Source organism: Gemmatimonas sp., from assembly GCF_044345575.1.
Lineage (GTDB): Bacteria > Gemmatimonadota > Gemmatimonadetes > Gemmatimonadales > Gemmatimonadaceae > Gemmatimonas.
This window is the reverse complement of record NZ_JBIJAW010000040.1, coordinates 1-17,314: the sequence shown is the minus strand read 5'-3', so window position 1 is coordinate 17,314 and position 17,314 is coordinate 1. Positions and strand designations below refer to the sequence as shown.

Genomic DNA, 17,314 nt, shown 5'->3' with positions numbered 1-17,314 from the left:
AGTGGGGCGGCGGCGCCCTGACTGCCGTACGGGATCGAGGTCCCAGAGGAACGAACGGGAAGCCGCCGCCCTAAATCTGTCGTGCGAATACGCCGGGTAGACATACAAGGAACTACAGCACGCAGTGTGGGAGGGATTCGGTAGAACAAAACGGGCGCCACCGCTTCGCGGGGCGCCCGATTTCCTTTGCGGTAGGGAAATCGGCAGCGGCGCGAAGCGCACGCTGCCGTGTTGTTTTTCCGAATTCCTCCCCTACTGCGTGCTGTAGTTCCTGCCGTCTGCCGTCTGCTGTTCAGCGCAGTAAGCCGTCGCGCAGTAAGCAGTCCCGCCGTTACTCAGTTCGTTCCCGGCTTCCTGCCCTGCAACCAATACCCAAACCACTGCCCCAGTCTCCCCAGCCGGTCTACCAGCAGCCACGGCTCGCCCGTGCGGCTCAGGTCGTGGTTCGAGCGCGGGTACCGCACCAGCTCCACCGGCACGCCCTGCTTCTTGAGCGACATGAACCACATCTCGGCGCTCCCCATCGGCGTGCGATGATCTTCCTCGCTCTGCACGATCAGCATCGGCGTCTTCACCTTGCTCACGTAGCGAATGGGCGAGAGCGTGTCGTACAGCGCCTGGTTATCCCACGGCTTGCCGTAGAATTCGAACTCGGTGAGGCCCTGCGCATCGCTCGCACCGTACCAGTACGTCCAGTCGGTGATGGTACGGTCGGTCTGGATGGCAGCGAAGCGGTTCGTCTTCGTGGCGATCCACGTGGTCATGAAGCCGCCGTACGACCCGCCGGTGGCGCCCATCTTCGTGCTGTCCACATCGGGGCGCGCGGCCACGATGTCCACCGCCTTCATGATGTCCTCGTAGTCTTCCATCCCCCAACGGCCGCGCGTGCTGTACGTGAAGTCGGCCCCGTAGCCGCTCGAACCGCGCGGGTTGGTGAAGAGCACGAACATCCCCTGCGCCGCGAGGTTCTGGAACTCGTCGAACCAGCCCTCGCCGTACGCCGAGTGCGGCCCCCCGTGGATATAGATCACCATGGGGTACTTCTTGCCCGCCTCGTACCCGTACGGCCTCATGAGCCAGCTTTCGATCTCGAGGCCGCCCACGCTCTTGTAGGTGAAGCGCTCCGCATCGCTCCACGTGACATCCGCGTTCACGGCATCGTTGAAGCCGGTGAGCTTGCGCTCTCCCGTGCCGTCGGCGTTGGCCACGAACAGCTCGGTGGGACGGGTCATGCTGGTAGCGACGAAGGCGAGCAGCTTACCGGCCGCATCGTAGCTGGTGCCGCGAATCTGGCGACGCCCACTCACGAGTTCCTTCGGCGCACTCTTGCCGGCGAGGTCGGCGCGCAACACCGCGGAGCGCCCACCGATGTCGGCGGTGAACTGCATCCCCGTCTTGAGCCAATCGAAGTCTGACGGCTCGAACTGCCAGTCACCGAGCAGGTTGCGCGGCGTCCCCCCGTTCACGTCGACCGTGAAGAGGCGCGCGTTCTTCGTCCGCCCCGGACGACCGATGAAGGCGAGCTGCTTGCCGTCCGGCGACCAGGTGACGTTCGATTCGGCACCCATCCACTCCACGACCTTGCGGGGCGTCCCACCGTCCACGCTCACGACATACACATCGGCTTCGTTGCGCTCGGCCTCGTCACGCATCTTGTCGTACGGAAGCTTGGCCAGCGAGTCGCGCTCCATCTCCACGACGCTGTCAGGACGCAGCCGGGCATCGGCCACGAAGGCCACCCACTTGCCGTCGGGCGATACGACCGCGCCGCGATGCGAGTAGGCGACGTTGGTGATCTGCTTCTTCGTGGTATCGCCGACGTTCTGGCGGAAGAGCTGCTGCGGACGCCACGTGCGCGGCGTACGACGCCCCGGCACGAAGCCCGTGCTGTTGTTCTTGTACACCATGTCCACCACATGGCGGCCGTCGAACCGGGCCGCGACGGCGGGACGGGTGATGGCATCGAAGGGCGGACGCGCCATCGGCTGCTGCTGCGCGAACGGATCGCCGGCCGGTACCTGCGGGGCGGGCGTGGCGGCATCAGCGAACACCGCAAATGAGCCTTCGGCGGGCATGCTGCCAGCCGGATACTCCGGCACCTGCACCGCCTCGCCGCTCGGCTGGTCGAGACGGATGGCCCACGTGTTTCCCTTACCGCCCGCGCGCGGCGACGTGAAGAAGAGGTACTTGCCGTCGCCCGACCAGCGCGGGTTGCTGCTTTCGGTGTTCGGCGACGTCCACCGCTGCGGCTCACCGCCGGCGGTGTTCACCACCCAGATCTCACTGTGACGCTTATTCTCGCCTTCGACCGCCTTGGTCACCGTCATGGCGACGCGCTTGCCGTCGGGGGATACCGCGGGGGTGCTCACGTTCACGACACGGTACCAGTCGCCGAGCATCATCGCGCGCGGCCCCTTCGGGAGCACGCTCGAAGCGGCAGCAGATACGGGGCGACCGGTCACGGCACCACGCGTTTGCGCAACGAGCGCGGCGGGGCCGAGGACCAGCACCAGGACGGCGTGCAGTGAACGCGCGACGGAGGCGCGCAGAAGGGACGAGTGGGGCGTCATGGCTCGGGGAGAGATGATCGGAAGGCTGACGGTCCGGACCCCGGAACAATAATCGGCGGGCGCGACGCCGCGTCCGGTGTGGCGCCACGGCGGTTACAGCCAGCCCCAACTTCGTCACAGAAGAGCACGAATGTGACCTGACAGGACGTCAACCTATTGCAGGATGGCGTGATCGCCCATAGCATGATGGGCATCGCGGAGGAGCGGCCGCGTAACCGACCGGAAAACCCGGCCCCGGCATCCAGCCGGTGTGCCTCGTACGAAGGGCGGCGCAACAAATCGGTGGTGGTTTACACCCGATGTTTCACTCTATCTCGAGGAGGTGATCAATTGTCTAGTTCCAGTCCCTATGCCGGCTCGTCCTGGGCAGCGGATCGCCTGATCGGCGCCCGGTAACACGGGTACTTCCGGTTCAGGGTCTCCTCGAGCCGGCAGGGAATCATGAAGGGCCGTCCCGTTTTCGAACGGGCGGCCCTTCGTCGTTCCAGCCATTCCCTCGGCGAACCGCGATGGTCAGCGGGGCGGGATCTGCGGTAGCGCCTTGTCGAGTGCACGGAGCAGCGCCCCGGCGAACGCCACCGACCTCGCGTAAAAGGCGGGGTCTACCTTGTCGGCGTCGTCACCCGACTTGTGGTAGTCGGGGTGGTCCTCCACGCCCAGATAGAGAAACGGGATCCCCTTGCCATGAAACGCGCCGTGGTCCGATGAGTTGGTCCAGTCATCACCGGGCTTGAGATCCTTCGTATCGTGCCCGAAGCGCACGGACACACCGGAGGTCTTCGACGCCGATTCGGCGACCGGCTTGAGGAACGGGTAGTGCGACGTACCGGACACCCAGAGTGCGCCGGCGTCCTGCCTGGCGACCATATCGAGATTGAGATTGGCGGCGATACTCGCGAGTGGTACCGGCGGCGCATTCACGAAGGCCCGCGCGCCCTGCAGCCCCATCTCCTCGGCGTCGAAGAAGGCGAGAATGACGTCGTGCTGCGGGGGAGTGCGCAGCAGCTGCTCGGCCACCGTAAGCAGCGCGATGCAGCCGCTAGCGTCATCATCGGCCCCGTTGAAGACCTCGCCATTGCGCACGCCGAGATGGTCGTAGTGCGCGCTCATCACCAGCGCCCGCCCACCAGCGGCACGCCCCGGGATGCGCGCGACGACGTTGACCGCCGTGATGCTATCCACCGCACCGGCGCCACGGGGACGCATCCGGAAGGGGTGCTCGTAGGAGGCCCCCACCGGTTTGGCCCCCATGGCCGTGAGCTGCTGCACCAGCCACGCGCGGGCGCGGGTACTCCCCGGCGTGCCGGTGCGACGGCCCTCCATGCTGTCGGCCGACAAGGTCGCCAGACGGGACATGAGCACACGCGTGGCGGAATCGCGCGGGGCCGCGAAGGGCTGGGCGCGGAGCGGCACGGCCGCAATCAGCAGTGAGGCAATCAGAACGACGCGAGGATGCATGACGGCGTAGAGAGAGAGTTCAGCGACGACCACCGAGGCATTACTGGATCCAGACCCCACTCTGCCCCGTCAACCGCGCGCGCACGACGATCCCAGACGAGGTGGTCGTGACTTCGGTAATCTGCACGTCACGTACGCTGCTTCCCATGACCACGCCCGGGGCGAGTGCGCCATTGAGCTTGAGGAGCAACTCCGCGCGAGCGGAATCGAGTTGCGCGCCGAGCGGGAGTTTGCCCCCACCGGTGGCCCGGCGCACGGCGATCGCCACGAGCGGCGTGGCCAACGTGGCCTTCACCCGCGACAGCGCGCCGCGGCTCTGTAGCGTCCAGTCGAGGTCATCGAGTCGCAGTTCACGCGCGGCGGCGTCCCATCGTGGACGTGACGCCAGTTGCAACCGGCCGCGGAGCGCCCCGGACACGGCGAGATCCACGAGTACCGTATCGCCGACGCCGCGCACGAAGACAGTGTCCACCTTCACGGTCTCATTGCGCGTTTCCTCGCTCAGCAGCTGCGTGGCTCGCCGGGCCATCTCCGCGAACGGCAACTCTACCGTCACCGGTACGGAGAACTCCGACGGCGCCGTACCCAGGGCGAGCGCGGGAAGCGGGCGAGCGCGTACGGCCGGCTTGGCGCCGGCCACCACACGCGGACGGGCGTACAGCACGAGCGTCGTGGTGATGTTCACGCCGTTCCCCTCGAAGGGAGTAACTCGTACCGACTCCGGGTCGAGCACGAGCCACAGTGACGAGAGCGAATCGAGCGCGGTGGGTTCGAGAAAGCTTCGCCAGAGTGAATCAGCCAGCGGTCGGAAATCAGCTACCTGCGGGATGGTGGTATCGGCCTGCGCCGCGAACGTGGTGAGCTGCCGGTCGAGAATACTCTGCATGGATAGTCTCGCATCCACGCCGAGCACCGTGACCTTGCACGGGTCGAGCAGTGTGGCGGCAAGGCGAGAATCCTGTGCCCCGATGCGCCAGTCGCGCCGCCAGTAGAGCGCCGTGCTCATGCTCAACACCGACCGCCGCATCGACTCCGGCGCATAGCCGCAACTCGCAACCCGTGCTCCCCCCAGTACCCCCAACTGCGCGCGAAAGCTCAGGTCGGTGTCGATGAACAGTCGATTCCCTTCCCCGCGCAGTCGCAGCGGCTCGCGACGATACACGTACTGGTGGCAGACGAGCCCCGCCGCATTGGCACAACGCGCCGCGGTGAGCGAGTCGCGCGCAGGAAAGAGCGAATCGAGCGACGGCACCATCGCGCGTAGCACGTAGGTGACCTTCACGGGCACCACCGCCAACGGGGAGGTCGGCGCGACTGACGGTGCGCCCGCCGCGCTCCCACCGGTCACCGGTCTGGGCACGGGGCTCGGTGTGGGCGCCGGGGTACTGCTGCACGCCGCGAGGAAGATCCCCAACGCCAGCGGGTAGCCTCGACGCCACGAGGACCGAAGTCCGACGAGACCGTAGGCGCCGATGCGACTCACCACGCCCGTTCGGCGCCGGTCCAATCGAGGAAGGCGCCCGTACGCTCCCGCGGCAGGCGCTCGGCCTGCATGATCAGACCGAGGGCCGCGTCTTCGATCGGCACCTTGAAAACGGGGCCGTCGGGCGTGGTGGCGTAGTTGCCCGGGTTGCCGAGCAGGAGCGTGATCCCTTCGTCAGCCAGATCGTGCGCCAGTGTGCGCATGTACATGTTGAGCGCCGCCGCGCTCGCACACGTGGCATAGTCGCCCCCCTGCGACTTGCCCGACAACGATCCCAGCCACGTATTCACCACCAGTACGCGCGCCTTGTCGCCCTTCATGAGCCAGGGAAGCAGTGTACGCACCAACAGCAGCGGTGCCACCGCGTGACGACGGAGATGTTCGGTAAGCCCGCTCCCAGTGAGCGACTGCAGGTGTTCGTCGCGTTCTGCCGAGGCGAGCGTCTCGTGCGGGCCCGGCTCGGCGGACCCGATGATGAGCATATCGAGCGAATCGGTGAGACTCTCGAGCACCGGCACGACGTCGGCCACGCTCGACGCATCCGCCGGGTCGAGTGGCAACAGTTCGAGGCCACCGAACTCGGCGCGCAGGTCGGCCAGAATCGGCACACGAGCCGGATTGCGGCAGCAGGCATACACCTTATCGCCGCGAATGAGGCTCTGGCGCACGAGCTCCACACCGAGCGGACGTGACGCGCCCGTAACGAGCGTGCGACGGGGACTCACCGCGTTCATGCGCGCTCCGTTACGGTAGCACGACGCGCAATCACGTCGGCCACGGCCTTCACGCTGGCGTCGATTTCGATCGGCTTGTTGGCCAACGCGAAGTCATCGCGTTGCTGGTGCATTTCCACGAGCATCCCCGGATCCTTGAGCACATGACCGGTGAGCACCGCGACCACGCGGTCTCCCGACTTGATGATACCGTCGCGGACCAGCTGCTTCACGCCCGCCACACTGGCGGCGCTCGCCGGCTCACATCCCACACCCGCCGCGTCGATCTGCACCTTCGCGTCGATGATCTCGTCGTCGGTCACGCTCAGCACGATGCCGTCGGTATCGCGAATGGTGCGCACCGCACGGTCCCAACTGGCCGGATCACCGATACGAATGGCGGTAGCGATGGTTTCCGCCTGCACACTATAGCGGGTGACGAACCCCTCGCGAAACGCCTTCGCGAAGGGCGCGGCGCCCGCCGCCTGCACGCTCACGATGCGTGGCATCCGGGCGATGAGCCCAAGCGCATGTGCCTCGCGTAGCGCCTTCCCGAAGGCCGCCGTGTTTCCGAGGTTGCCGGCCGGCAGTACGATGAAGTCGGGCACGTTCCAGCCGAGTTGCTGGAGAATTTCCAGCACGATCGTCTTCTGCCCTTCCACGCGCCACGGATTGATGGAGTTGAGGAGATAGATCCCCAGCTCCTTCGACGCCTGCTGCACGAGGCGCAGGCATTCGTCGAAGTCACCACGCACCAGGAGCGTGGTGGCTCCATAGGCGAGCGTCTGCGCCATTTTCCCCAGCGCCACCTTGCCGGCGGGTACGAACACGAGGCCGGGGATGCCCGCTTGCGCCGCATAGCTGGCCAGCGATGCGCTCGTATTGCCGGTACTCGCACACGCCACAGCCGTCGCCTTCGTACGCACAGCCTGCGTGGTGCCCACAGTCATACCGCGGTCCTTGAAAGAACCCGTGGGATTGTACCCTTCGTGCTTGAGCAGCAGCCCGTCGCACCCGGCCCACGCACTCACCCGCGTTCGGGCGAGCAGCGGCGTATTGCCTTCCGGATGGCTGGTGATGGCACTGCCCGCATTGGGCATCACCACCTGTTCGAAGCGCCACACGCCGCTCGCGTGCCCCGCCGGCCGAGCACAGCAGTGCTGCGCAAAGGCATGCTGCAGCGCAGCCGGCGTGCTCGGTGCGCCCATGGCATCCACGGGCGCTCGATGAATGATGGCGAGCAGCCCGCCGCACCGCGGACAGGCCGGACTCGCGTCGAATTCCGGCAGGTCGTGTCCGCACGCGTCGCAGCGCTGGACGCTCTGCTGGCCGGGCGCGTCGTGGGCGCCGAGGAAGATCGAATCGTTCGCAGCCATGGTCAGGCCGGCGTGAGCTGAAGGATGTCGTTGAGTACGCCGGCGGCCGTCACCGCCGGGCCAGCGCCCGGACCGGTGATGACGAGTGGATGCTCACGATAACGCATGGTGGTGAAGACGATCTGATTGTCGGTGCCGCGCAGGCCGGCCAGTGGATGCGACGGCGGCACCGCCTGCAGCCCGACCTTCACGTTGGTCTTGGTGGCGCGCAGCACGTACCGCAACACGCGCCCCTGCCGGGTAGCCGCCGCCTGTCGTGCCGCCCATGCCGCATCCTGATCGGCGAGCGTGCTCTTGAACTTGGCCACCGGCATGCTGCGGAACGCCTCGGGGACGAGACTCTCCACCGTCACATCGGTGAGATCGCCCGTGAAGCCAATGAGCCGCGCGAGGATGAGCGCCTTACGCGCCACATCCATCCCGCTCAAGTCGTCACGCGGATCGGGTTCGGTGTAGCCGAGCGCCATGGCATCACGCAGCGCTTCGCTGAACGGCCGGCCTTTGCCGATCTCAGTGAGCAAGAACCCCAGCGTGCCACTGGTGCACCCCTCGATGCGCAGCACCTTGTCGCCGGTTTCCACCAGCTTGGCATAGCTGTCCATCACCGGTAGACCAGCGCCCACAGTGGTCTCATGCAGAATGCGCGCGCCATGCTGCACCGCGAGCGCGCGCAGCTGCTCCACATCAGGGCGTGGGGCAGACAGCGGCTTCTTGTTGGCCAGCACCACGTCCCAATCGGCGGTAATCGCCTTGCGAATCGCCGGCAGCGTCTCGTCTGCCGTGAGATCCACCAGCACCGGGCGCGACAGCGCATGCCGCGCGATCTGCGACACAGCTTCCGGCGCGCTGGCCTTGATGGCCCCGTCGATTGCCATGAGAGAGGCCCCCTGCTCCTTGAGGGCTACGGCATTGAGCAGCTGCCGCGTGGACAACCCGTCCGGATCGAACAGATAGCCGCTGCGATCGATGAGCCCGACGATCGTGGGCTTCACGCGGCGACGCGTGCGCGGCAGAATACGCAGCAGTTCGCGGCCGATCTGTCCCACGCCCAACAGAATCACGTCGAGGCGATCGTCATGGCGCACGCCGCCGCCGCCGATCTTGTCGAGCTGGAATTCGTCGTGCACCGCGCGCGCCGCCCGCTCCGCGTCGCGCTCGGTGATCACCACCGAGATGTTGAGCTCGCTCGACCCCTGCGCGATGGCCACGATGTTCACCGCTGCGCGCGACAGCGACGTGAACATCCGCGAGGCGATCCCGGGCGAACCGGCCATCCCCAGCCCCACCACGGCGAGCGTCGCCATGCCGCCCTTCACGTCCATGCCTTCGAGTTCGCGGCGCGAGAGCTCCAACGAGAAGGCCTGCTCCAGCGCGCGGCGCGCATCCTCGCTCCGCTCGGCCGGCACGCACAGCGAGATGCTGTGCTCACTCGACGCCTGCGTGATGAGCGTGACGCTGATCCCGGCCTGCTGCAACGCGGAAAAGGTGCGGGCCGCGATACCCGGCACACCGAGCATGCCATTCCCCGTAACCGTGACCAGCGCCTGGCCGCGCACAATGCTCAGTGCCTTCACGGGGTACCGCTGCAGCGTGTGACGCGTGCTGATCTCGGTGCCGGGCGCCTCGGGGTCGGCGAAGGGGCGCACGAACACCGGCACCTGCACGCGGGCGAGCGGAATGAGCGCACGAGGGTGCAGCACCTTCGCCCCGTAGTACGCCAGCTCGGCCGCCTCGCGCACGTTGAGCTGCGGCACGATGCGCGCGCTCGGCACGAGGCGCGGGTCGGTGGTCATGAGCCCCGGGACGTCCTTCCACAGGGTAATGCGCTGCGCCTTAAGCGCGCGCCCCAACACTGTGGCGGTCAGATCGCTGCCGCCGCGGCCAAGTGTGACCAGCGCGCCGTCGGGGCTGCCGCCCACGAAGCCGGGGACGACGGGCAACACCTTGCGGCGCACCAGCGGCCCGAGGCGGTCTCGCACCCGCTTGTCGGTGAGGGCCAGGTCGGGGAAGGCGTTACCGAAGATGCCGTCTGTATAGATGAGCTCGGCTGCCTCGACATACTGCGCCTTGGCCCCGCGAGCCTTGAGCCCCGCAACCACCAGCTGCGCCGAGAGCTGTTCGCCGCGGGCGACCAGAAAGTCGCGGGTACGCGCGGTGAGTTCGCGCAGGCTGGCGACGCCGAGGGCAAGGGTGCGCAGTTCGGCGAAGGCGGCGTCGAGGTCGGCGAGGAGTGCCTTCTGGGCGGTCTTGGTGGGCAGGATCCCGAGCGCCACCGCCCGGTGCCGGGCATGCAGCCGCTCAACCCCCTGCTCCGCGGCCCTGAGGTCCCCCGCCTTAGCGGCCTCGGCGATGCCCAGGAGGGTATCCGTCACCCCGGCCAGCGCCGACACCACCGTGACCACCCGGGTGGGCCGGGGCGTCAGGATGAGACCGATGGCGTGGCGAACGGCATCGGCGTCGGCCAATGAGGCGCCGCCGAACTTGAACACCTCCACCGCCGGGCGTTTACCGGTGGCACCGGGGCGCGGCCGACGGGCTTGATTGGAGGAGCGTGTGGGCATTTTCGAGGTGGTCACGGGTCATCCCCCTTCTTCAGGGGCAATTCGACACTAGCCCCCCCTGCCTTGCCTGTCCACACCCAGCGCCCGGCGCATACCTTTCGCGTGTCGGGGTGCTAAAGTGCAGGAACCCCATTTTCAGAAACAGACTCCCCGTAGCCATGACCTCACTCGCTGACGCGCCCCACATTCCGTTTGTTCAGGCCGCCCCGGCGTTGCCTGGACGGATTGCCGGCTTGGCGCATCTCGCGCAGAACCTCGCCTGGAGTTGGAACCGCGAAGCCCGCTCACTCTTCAAGGCGATCGACGAAGGGCTCTGGAACCGGACGCGCCATAATCCGATCCGCCTGCTGCAGTTGGTGGACCGTGCGCGCCTCGATGAGCTGGCCACCGACCCGGTCTTCTGCGCCCGGTATGACCGCGCCATGCAGTGGCTGGCGGCGGAGCGCTCGGACGAACACACGTGGTATGCCCGCACCTTCCCGGAGCTCCGCGGCAAGACGGTTGCCTATTTCTGCGCCGAGTTCGGCATTCACAACTCGGTGCCCATCTACTCCGGCGGTCTTGGCGTGCTCGCCGGTGACCATCTGAAGACCGCCTCGGATCTTGGCGTGCCGCTGGTGGCCGTGGGCATCCTGTATCGCAACGGCTACTTCGATCAGCGCATCCGCGTGGACGGATGGCAGGAAGACAGCGACGCGCGCATCGAGTTCGACGGCGTTCCGCTGGTGCCGCTCCCGGGGCGCCATGGTGCGCGCCACCTGGTCACGGTGAACACCTTCGGCCGCGACATCCATATTCGCGTGTGGAAGATGCAGGTCGGTCGCGTGCCGGTGTATCTCCTCGATTCGGACCTCGAGGAGAACCACCCGGACGATCGCCCCCTGCTCTCCAAGCTGTACTCGGGTGGCCCGGCCATGCGCCTCCGTCAGGAGTGGCTGCTGGGCGTGGGCGGCGTGCGCGCGCTGCGGGCGCTGGGCATCGACCCGGCAGCGTGGCATGCCAATGAGGGCCACGCGGCGTTCATGATGGTGGAGCGCGTGCGCGAACACTGCGCCGCGGGCCTCTCGTACGCCGATGCGGTGAAGGCGGTCCGCAACTGCAGCGTGTTCACCACCCACACGCCGGTCCCCGCCGGTCATGACCACTTCTCGGTGGACGAAGTGCGCCAGTGCGCCAACGGCTACTGGCAGGACATGGGGATCGACGCGGACGCATTCCTTCGCATCGGCTATCACCCCGAATCGGGCTCGGGGGTGTACCACATGACAGCGGCCAGCGTGCGCCTGTCGCGCCGCGTGAACGCGGTGTCTCGTCGACATGGCATCGTCACGCGCGACATGAGCCGCTCGCTGTGGCCCAATCGCCCGGCCGAAGCGATCCCGGTGGGCCACGTGACCAATGGCGTGCATCTGGCCACGTGGATGTCCGACCCCATCATGAAGCTGCTCGATGAACACCTCGGACCGGCGTGGGGGTACAGCAACGATCCGGCGCTCTGGGAGCAGGTGCTCACGCTCGACGACGAGACGCTGTGGTTCACGCACCAGCGTCTCAAGAACACGCTCATGCGCATGGTGCGCGAAGAGGCCCGCCGCGCGTTCGCCGCACGGCAGATGGAAACCACACAGCTGGTGGGCGCGGGCACGCTCCTCGACCCCAACACGCTCACGATCGGTTTCGCACGCCGGTTCGCCACGTACAAGCGCGCCAATCTCATCTTCCGTGATGTGGAGCGGCTGCACACACTCGTGACGAACGCGCAGCGCCCCGTGCAGATCGTGTTCGCCGGCAAGGCGCACCCGGCCGACACCCCGGGCAAGCAGGTGCTGCAAAACGTGTATCAGTTCACGCGCGATCCGCGCTTCGAGGGACGCATCGCGTTCGTCGAAGACTACGGCATGCACCTCGCGCATCTGCTCGTGCAGGGTGTGGACCTGTGGATGAACCTGCCGCGCGTGCCACTCGAAGCCTCGGGCACCAGCGGCATGAAGGCGGCGCTCAACGGCGTGCCGCAGCTCTCCACCATCGACGGCTGGTGGGAAGAGGGGTACGAGGGGAACAACGGGTGGGCGATCGAACCGGAAGTGGACGACGATGCGGGGATGAACACCGCCAACCGTCTCTACGAACTGCTCGAGCAGGAAGTCGTCCCGCGCTTCTACGATCGTGACAAGAACGAACTGCCGCGTCGCTGGCTCACCATGATGAAGCACGCCATCCGTGTGGGCGGTCAGCAGTTCACTGCGCGTCGCATGGTGGAGCAGTACGCGCGCTCGTTCTATGTGCCCTCCATTACCGGGGACTCGCTGCCGGACGATCCGCCGACCGCTTGAGGTCGGCGACAATGACCGCCCCATCGATGCCCACGCCCAGCTGGGGCTCGCCACTCGTGCGAGCCCCCGGCAACGGGGCGCCCACGATCGTGCACATCAGCGCCGAGTACAGCCCGTTTGCCCGTTCCGGTGGGCTCGCCGAGGCCGTCATGGGGCTGGCCAATGTGCAGGTGAAGGGCGGCGCCAATGTCGTGGTGTTCCTGCCGCTTTACCGGACCGTGCGCGATTTCGCGCCCGACCTCGCGCCGCTCGGTCGCCCAATTACGGTAGACCTCGGATACCGCAGCGAAGAGGTGCGCTTCTTCCGCGAGGTCCATCCGCCGAAGGGTCCCAAGGTGGTGTTCGTCGACATCCCCAGTGCGTTTGCGCGCGGCGGACTGTACGGTGAATCAGGGCGCGATTATGCCGACAACGCCCGCCGGTTCGCGCTGTTTTCGCGTGCGGTACTCGACGCCATTCCGCGCCTTATTGCCGGGCCGGTGCTCGTGCACGCGCACGACTGGCACGCGTCGCTGGCGCTCTTGTACATGCGCAGCTACGCCGAATTGAAGGAGCGCTACGCGAATACGCCGACGGTGCTCAGCGTACACAACGGTGGCTACCAGGGGCATTTCTCGCCGAACGTGCTCAACGAATGCGGCATTCCGCCCGAGCTGTTCACCTTCCGCCACGTGGAGTGGTATGGACTGGTGAACTTCCTCAAGGCAGGGCTCACGCACGCCGACATGGTGGTGACGGTGAGCCCCAATCACGCCACCGAATTGCGTACGGCCAGCGGCGGATTCGGCTTGCACGAGGTATTCCAGTGGCTCGGCAACCGTTTCAGCGGCATCGTGAACGGCATCGACCAATCCGTCTGGAACCCGGCCACAGACGATCAGATCACCGCGCAGTACGACGACAACGATCCGTCGAACAAGGGCCGGTGCAAGGCGGCCCTGCAGCGCAGCTTCGGGCTACCGCAGCGCAAACGCACGCCACTCTTCGGGTTCACCGGCCGCATGGTGAAGCAGAAGGGGCTCGACCTACTGCTCTCGTCGCACCTCGTGTGGAATCTCGATGCGCAGTTCGTATTTCTGGGGGCCGGTGACCCGGCGTACGAGCGCGCGCTCACGGCGCTCGCGCAGGCACGTCCACGTCACGTGGGCGTGCAACTCGACTTCACCGATCGTCTGGAGCACCGCCTGATGGCGGGCGCCGACTTGTTCCTCATGCCGTCACAGTACGAGCCCTGCGGTCTCACGCAGTTGCGGGCGCAGCGGTACGGTGCCCTGCCGATCGGTCGCCGTGTTGGGGGTATCGCCGACACCGTCGAGGACGATGCCACCGGCTTCCTCTTCGACGCCTTCGAGGCACCAGCCTTCGACCGCGCCATCTCGCGGGCCCTCGCGCGTTTCCACGACACCAATGCGTGGCTGCCGCGCATGAAGACGGCGATGCGACGCGACTTCGGGTGGGAGCGGTCGGCCGAGCGATACGCCGAGGTCTATCGGCGTGCCATGGACCTCGCGGAGCAGCGCAGCTGAGCGCCATGCCGCATTCCCTCATTGTTCATCAGCATCTGTACCAGCCGCCGCGGGAAGATCCGTGGCTCGAGGTCGTGCCCATCGAGCCATCCGCGGTTCCCGATCACGACTGGAACGCGCGCATCAATCGTGAATGCTACGCGCGACTGGGACACGCCGAATGGCATCGCCGCGATCCGCGGGCCAGTGCACGCGACAGCGATGCCCGGGCCGGCCTTGCGCGCATCGTGAATCTCTATGCGTGGTGCTCATTCGATGCGGGCGCCACCTTGTGCGAGTGGCTCGACCGTGAGGCGCCGGATACCATGCAGGCGATGGTGGAAGGTGACGCGGCGAGCGTGCGTCGATGGGGCCATGGCAACGCCATCGCCGCCCCCTACCATCACGTCATTCTCCCGCTCGCGTCCCCGCGCGAGCGGCGCACCGAAATCCGCTGGGGGCTGCGCGACTTCCGTCGGCGATTCGGGCGCGACGCCGAAGGCCTCTGGTTACCGGAGTGTGCGGCCGACGAAGACACCCTCGATGCCGTGGCCGCCGAGGGTGTGCGTTTCACGATCCTGGCGCCGTATCAGGTGCATGGGCATGACGGCAGCGGCATGCCGGTGCTGTGGCGTGGTGCGTCCGGTCGTACGCTGACGATTGTCCCCTACGACGGATCGCTGGCTGGCGATGTGGCGTTCGGCGGGCTCCTCGGCAATCCCGGGGCGCTGGCGCATCGATTCACGCCATTTCGGGACCAGGCGCTGACGTCGCCGCGGTGCACGACGCTCGCCACCGACGGCGAGACGTTCGGTCATCACCACAAGAACGGTGACGCGGCGCTGCTGGAGGCGCTGTCGCTGGTGTCGCGTCACACGAGTACCCAGCTCACGAATGCCGCCGCGTTGGTGGCGCGCCATGCCACCACGCAGGAGGTGCGGCTCGTGTCGCCTTCCGCATGGAGCTGCGCGCACGGTGTCGAGCGGTGGCGCGGCAACTGTGGCTGCCGGCTGGACGGTCACAAGCCGCCAATGCAGCAGTGGCGCGGCCCGTTGCGCGGCGCGCTCGAGCAGCTGGCGTCGCGCATGCATGACGTATACGAACGTGAAGGCGCTTCGCTCTTCAATCGTGATCCGTGGAATGTGCGCGACGCCTACGGCGATGTGGTGGGTCAGGACGGCGAGGCACTCGAACAGTTCGCGCGGTCGGTCGTGCGCGAGGGAGCCGGCGACGACGAGGTGCAGCGCACGCGCGCGTTGCTCGAATTGCAACGTGCCACACTGCGCCTGTCTACCTCGTGCGCGTGGTTCTTCGACGAGGTCGATCGCATCGAGGTGCGGCAGGTGCTGCGCTACGCTGCGCGTGCCCTCGAATTGAGCGGCATGGCGACGCAACTCACGCCGGAGTTCGTGCAGTGGCTCACCGCCGCCACGAATGGGCATCCCGGCGCACCGAGCGCGGCCGATGTCTTCGTGCGTGAGGCCCAGCCCCATCGCGACCCGGCGCTGTGCGTGGCCGCGGGAGCGATGGCACTGGCGCCGCGCCTTGGCGGCGCGGCGGACACGGTACGACGTATCGCGACGTACGATGTGGCCATCGGCCATCGGGGCGACCAGTGGGTGGTACAGACGACACATCGGCGCAGCGGCGCCACGGCGACGTTCACTGGAGTCGTGGACGGCGAGGGACCGTCACTGGTGATCCACATCGCCCCGGAGAACGGCGAGACGGAGGACGTGCGGCCGCACGAATTTCCGGAGGCGGTGGCGAGGGAACTGCTGAAAACATGCGCGAACGAGGACGTTGCGCTGCTTGGGGATATCTGAGAGCTCAGACCCGAGAATTGCGCGTGAGCATCGAGGCATGAGGATGTGAAGTGAGCTCTGATAGAAGCGAGACGTCCGCCGTCCAAAGGTGAGAAGCGAGCGCGTCCGTCCTCGCTTCTCACCTCGGAAACGCTGACGTCTCGCTTCTATACGGTCGGCCCTCTCACCCTCGCCCCTCGATTCTCATTTGCACGTCTCGGGTCTCCCCGCTCATTTCTCAGCAGCGGCCCAGTGAATGGAGAGGCCCGCAAATGCTTGCCGTTCAAACGCCGGCGTCCACAGTGCCGGCTTCTGATTCAGCAGATTGTTGCCCCCGAACGACAGCGTCGCGATCTCGTTCACACGCAGGCGCCACTGCATATCCACGCTGAGCAGTGCGCCCTGGCGGCCCACGATGCCGGGTTCCGTGGAGAACGGGCCGGTGATGGGCGCACCCGCGGGAATACCGATGAGCGGCGCATTGCCGGTATAGCGCACCGAGACATCACCCTGTAGTCCCGCGAGTAGTGTCCACTCGCGTGAGGCACGTGCCCGTGCGGTATGTGTGGCGCGACGCGTCAGCGGCAGCCCCGTGGAGAGATTGCGCGCGCGCAGGAAATCGTAGCCCACGGTGATATCGGTGCCCGCGAACGCCACGCGCGCGTTGGTCTCGATTCCCTGCGTGCGCGCGCGCGCGATGTTCACGTTGGCGTACGTCTGGTATCCAGCCACGTTGTTGCCGCGGAAACTCCAATCCACCAGATCCTTCACATCATTACGATAGACCTCGGCATCGAGCGACCAGCGCTGCGATGGCGCCCATGTGCCGCCCGCGCTCCCGCTGACGGAACTCTCCGGCTGCAGATCGGGATTGCCCACGATCTGGTAGCCGCCCGCGGGATTGAAGAAGGTATACCGGATCTCCTTGAAGCCCGGCGCGCGGAAGCCGCGCGCCACATTCGACCGCAGACGCAACGAGGGCGAGGCCTGCCAGGCGAGACCCACGCTGGGGTTGGTGGTGCTTCCCCACAGCGTGCTCGAAGTATGGCGCGCGCCGGCCGTGAACAGCACGTCGCCGATGGTCCACGAATCACGCGCAAATACTTCGGTGATGCGCTCCCGCGCGCTATCGCCGTCTACCTTGGTGGGTGCCACGAGCGTGCGGCGCGAATGCTGCACCCCCACATCGATCGCATGCCGCCCGGCCACCTTCGTGTACGCAATCAAATAGCGTCCCTGTCGTTCCTGCTGCTCGACCGAGTCCGCCGAGCCACGGATGGGGAGCAGGCCACGCGATTGCCGGTACTGATAACTGAAGCGCTGTTGAAACGTGCGCACGCGCAAGCGACCGCCGATCGCTGGCCCCTGCGCCTCCGCGAAGCCCTGCCCGCCGCGGTTGTCGATGAATCCGTTGAAGTTCGCATCGAGCGGAAACCTCTGCCGCTCCTGCGAGCCCTGGACGTCGAGTCGTGCCGTCCACTCACGGCCGAGCGCCATGCGCACATCGCCG

General features: G+C 66.8%; 11 protein-coding genes. 4 read left to right on the top strand and 7 right to left on the bottom strand.

Going from position 1 to position 17,314, the window contains the following annotated elements; translation table 11 throughout:
• Positions 1–335: 335 nt before the first annotated feature.
• The 3 genes from ACIQ6O_RS04390 to ACIQ6O_RS04380 form a co-directional block, all read right to left on the bottom strand.
• Positions 336–2,570: a prolyl oligopeptidase family serine peptidase gene (locus tag ACIQ6O_RS04390; RefSeq protein WP_396206570.1), complete on the bottom strand. Its 2,235-nt coding sequence runs from the start codon at positions 2,568–2,570 to the stop codon at positions 336–338.
• Positions 2,571–3,083: 513 nt separating this feature from the next.
• Entirely contained in the window at positions 3,084–4,028 is a 945-nt protein-coding gene (locus ACIQ6O_RS04385) for a M28 family peptidase (protein ID WP_396206569.1), read from the bottom strand.
• Between the two features lie 40 nt (positions 4,029–4,068).
• Complete coding sequence (locus ACIQ6O_RS04380; RefSeq protein ID WP_396206568.1) at positions 4,069–5,310, bottom strand: DUF4403 family protein; 1,242 nt, start codon at positions 5,308–5,310, stop codon at positions 4,069–4,071.
• Here ACIQ6O_RS04380 and ACIQ6O_RS04375 point away from each other — a divergent pair.
• Positions 5,300–5,455, top strand: a complete 156-nt coding sequence (locus ACIQ6O_RS04375; RefSeq protein ID WP_396206567.1) for a hypothetical protein — start codon at positions 5,300–5,302, stop codon at positions 5,453–5,455. The genes ACIQ6O_RS04380 and ACIQ6O_RS04375 overlap by 11 nt on opposite strands.
• Positions 5,456–5,507: 52 nt before the next feature.
• Here ACIQ6O_RS04375 and ACIQ6O_RS04370 read toward each other — a convergent pair whose 3' ends face one another.
• From ACIQ6O_RS04370 to thrA, 3 genes are read right to left on the bottom strand one after another with little or no spacing between them, the layout of a single operon-like run.
• Positions 5,508–6,245, bottom strand: a complete 738-nt coding sequence (locus ACIQ6O_RS04370) for an SDR family NAD(P)-dependent oxidoreductase (protein ID WP_396206566.1) — start codon at positions 6,243–6,245, stop codon at positions 5,508–5,510.
• Complete coding sequence (thrC, locus tag ACIQ6O_RS04365) at positions 6,242–7,600, bottom strand: threonine synthase (RefSeq protein WP_396206565.1); 1,359 nt, start codon at positions 7,598–7,600, stop codon at positions 6,242–6,244. The genes ACIQ6O_RS04370 and thrC overlap by 4 nt, the downstream gene beginning before the upstream one ends.
• A gap of 2 nt (positions 7,601–7,602) precedes the next feature.
• A complete protein-coding gene (gene thrA, locus ACIQ6O_RS04360) occupies positions 7,603–10,176 on the bottom strand; it encodes a bifunctional aspartate kinase/homoserine dehydrogenase I (protein ID WP_396206564.1) in 2,574 nt (857 codons plus the stop codon).
• Positions 10,177–10,319: 143 nt separating this feature from the next.
• Between thrA and glgP the strand changes: the two genes are divergently transcribed.
• From glgP to ACIQ6O_RS04345, 3 genes are read left to right on the top strand one after another with little or no spacing between them, the layout of a single operon-like run.
• On the top strand, positions 10,320–12,494 hold the full coding sequence (gene glgP, locus ACIQ6O_RS04355; protein WP_396206563.1) for an alpha-glucan family phosphorylase: 2,175 nt from the start codon (positions 10,320–10,322) through the stop codon (positions 12,492–12,494).
• Positions 12,495–12,505: 11 nt separating this feature from the next.
• Positions 12,506–14,020: a glycogen synthase gene (locus tag ACIQ6O_RS04350; protein ID WP_396206562.1), complete on the top strand. Its 1,515-nt coding sequence runs from the start codon at positions 12,506–12,508 to the stop codon at positions 14,018–14,020.
• Positions 14,021–14,025: 5 nt separating this feature from the next.
• Entirely contained in the window at positions 14,026–15,825 is a 1,800-nt protein-coding gene (locus tag ACIQ6O_RS04345) for a DUF3536 domain-containing protein (protein ID WP_396206561.1), read from the top strand.
• A 210-nt stretch (positions 15,826–16,035) separates the two neighbouring features.
• Here ACIQ6O_RS04345 and ACIQ6O_RS04340 read toward each other — a convergent pair.
• Positions 16,036–17,314: TonB-dependent receptor plug domain-containing protein (locus ACIQ6O_RS04340; RefSeq protein ID WP_396206560.1), on the bottom strand; the 1,279-nt coding region annotated here is incomplete at its 5' end.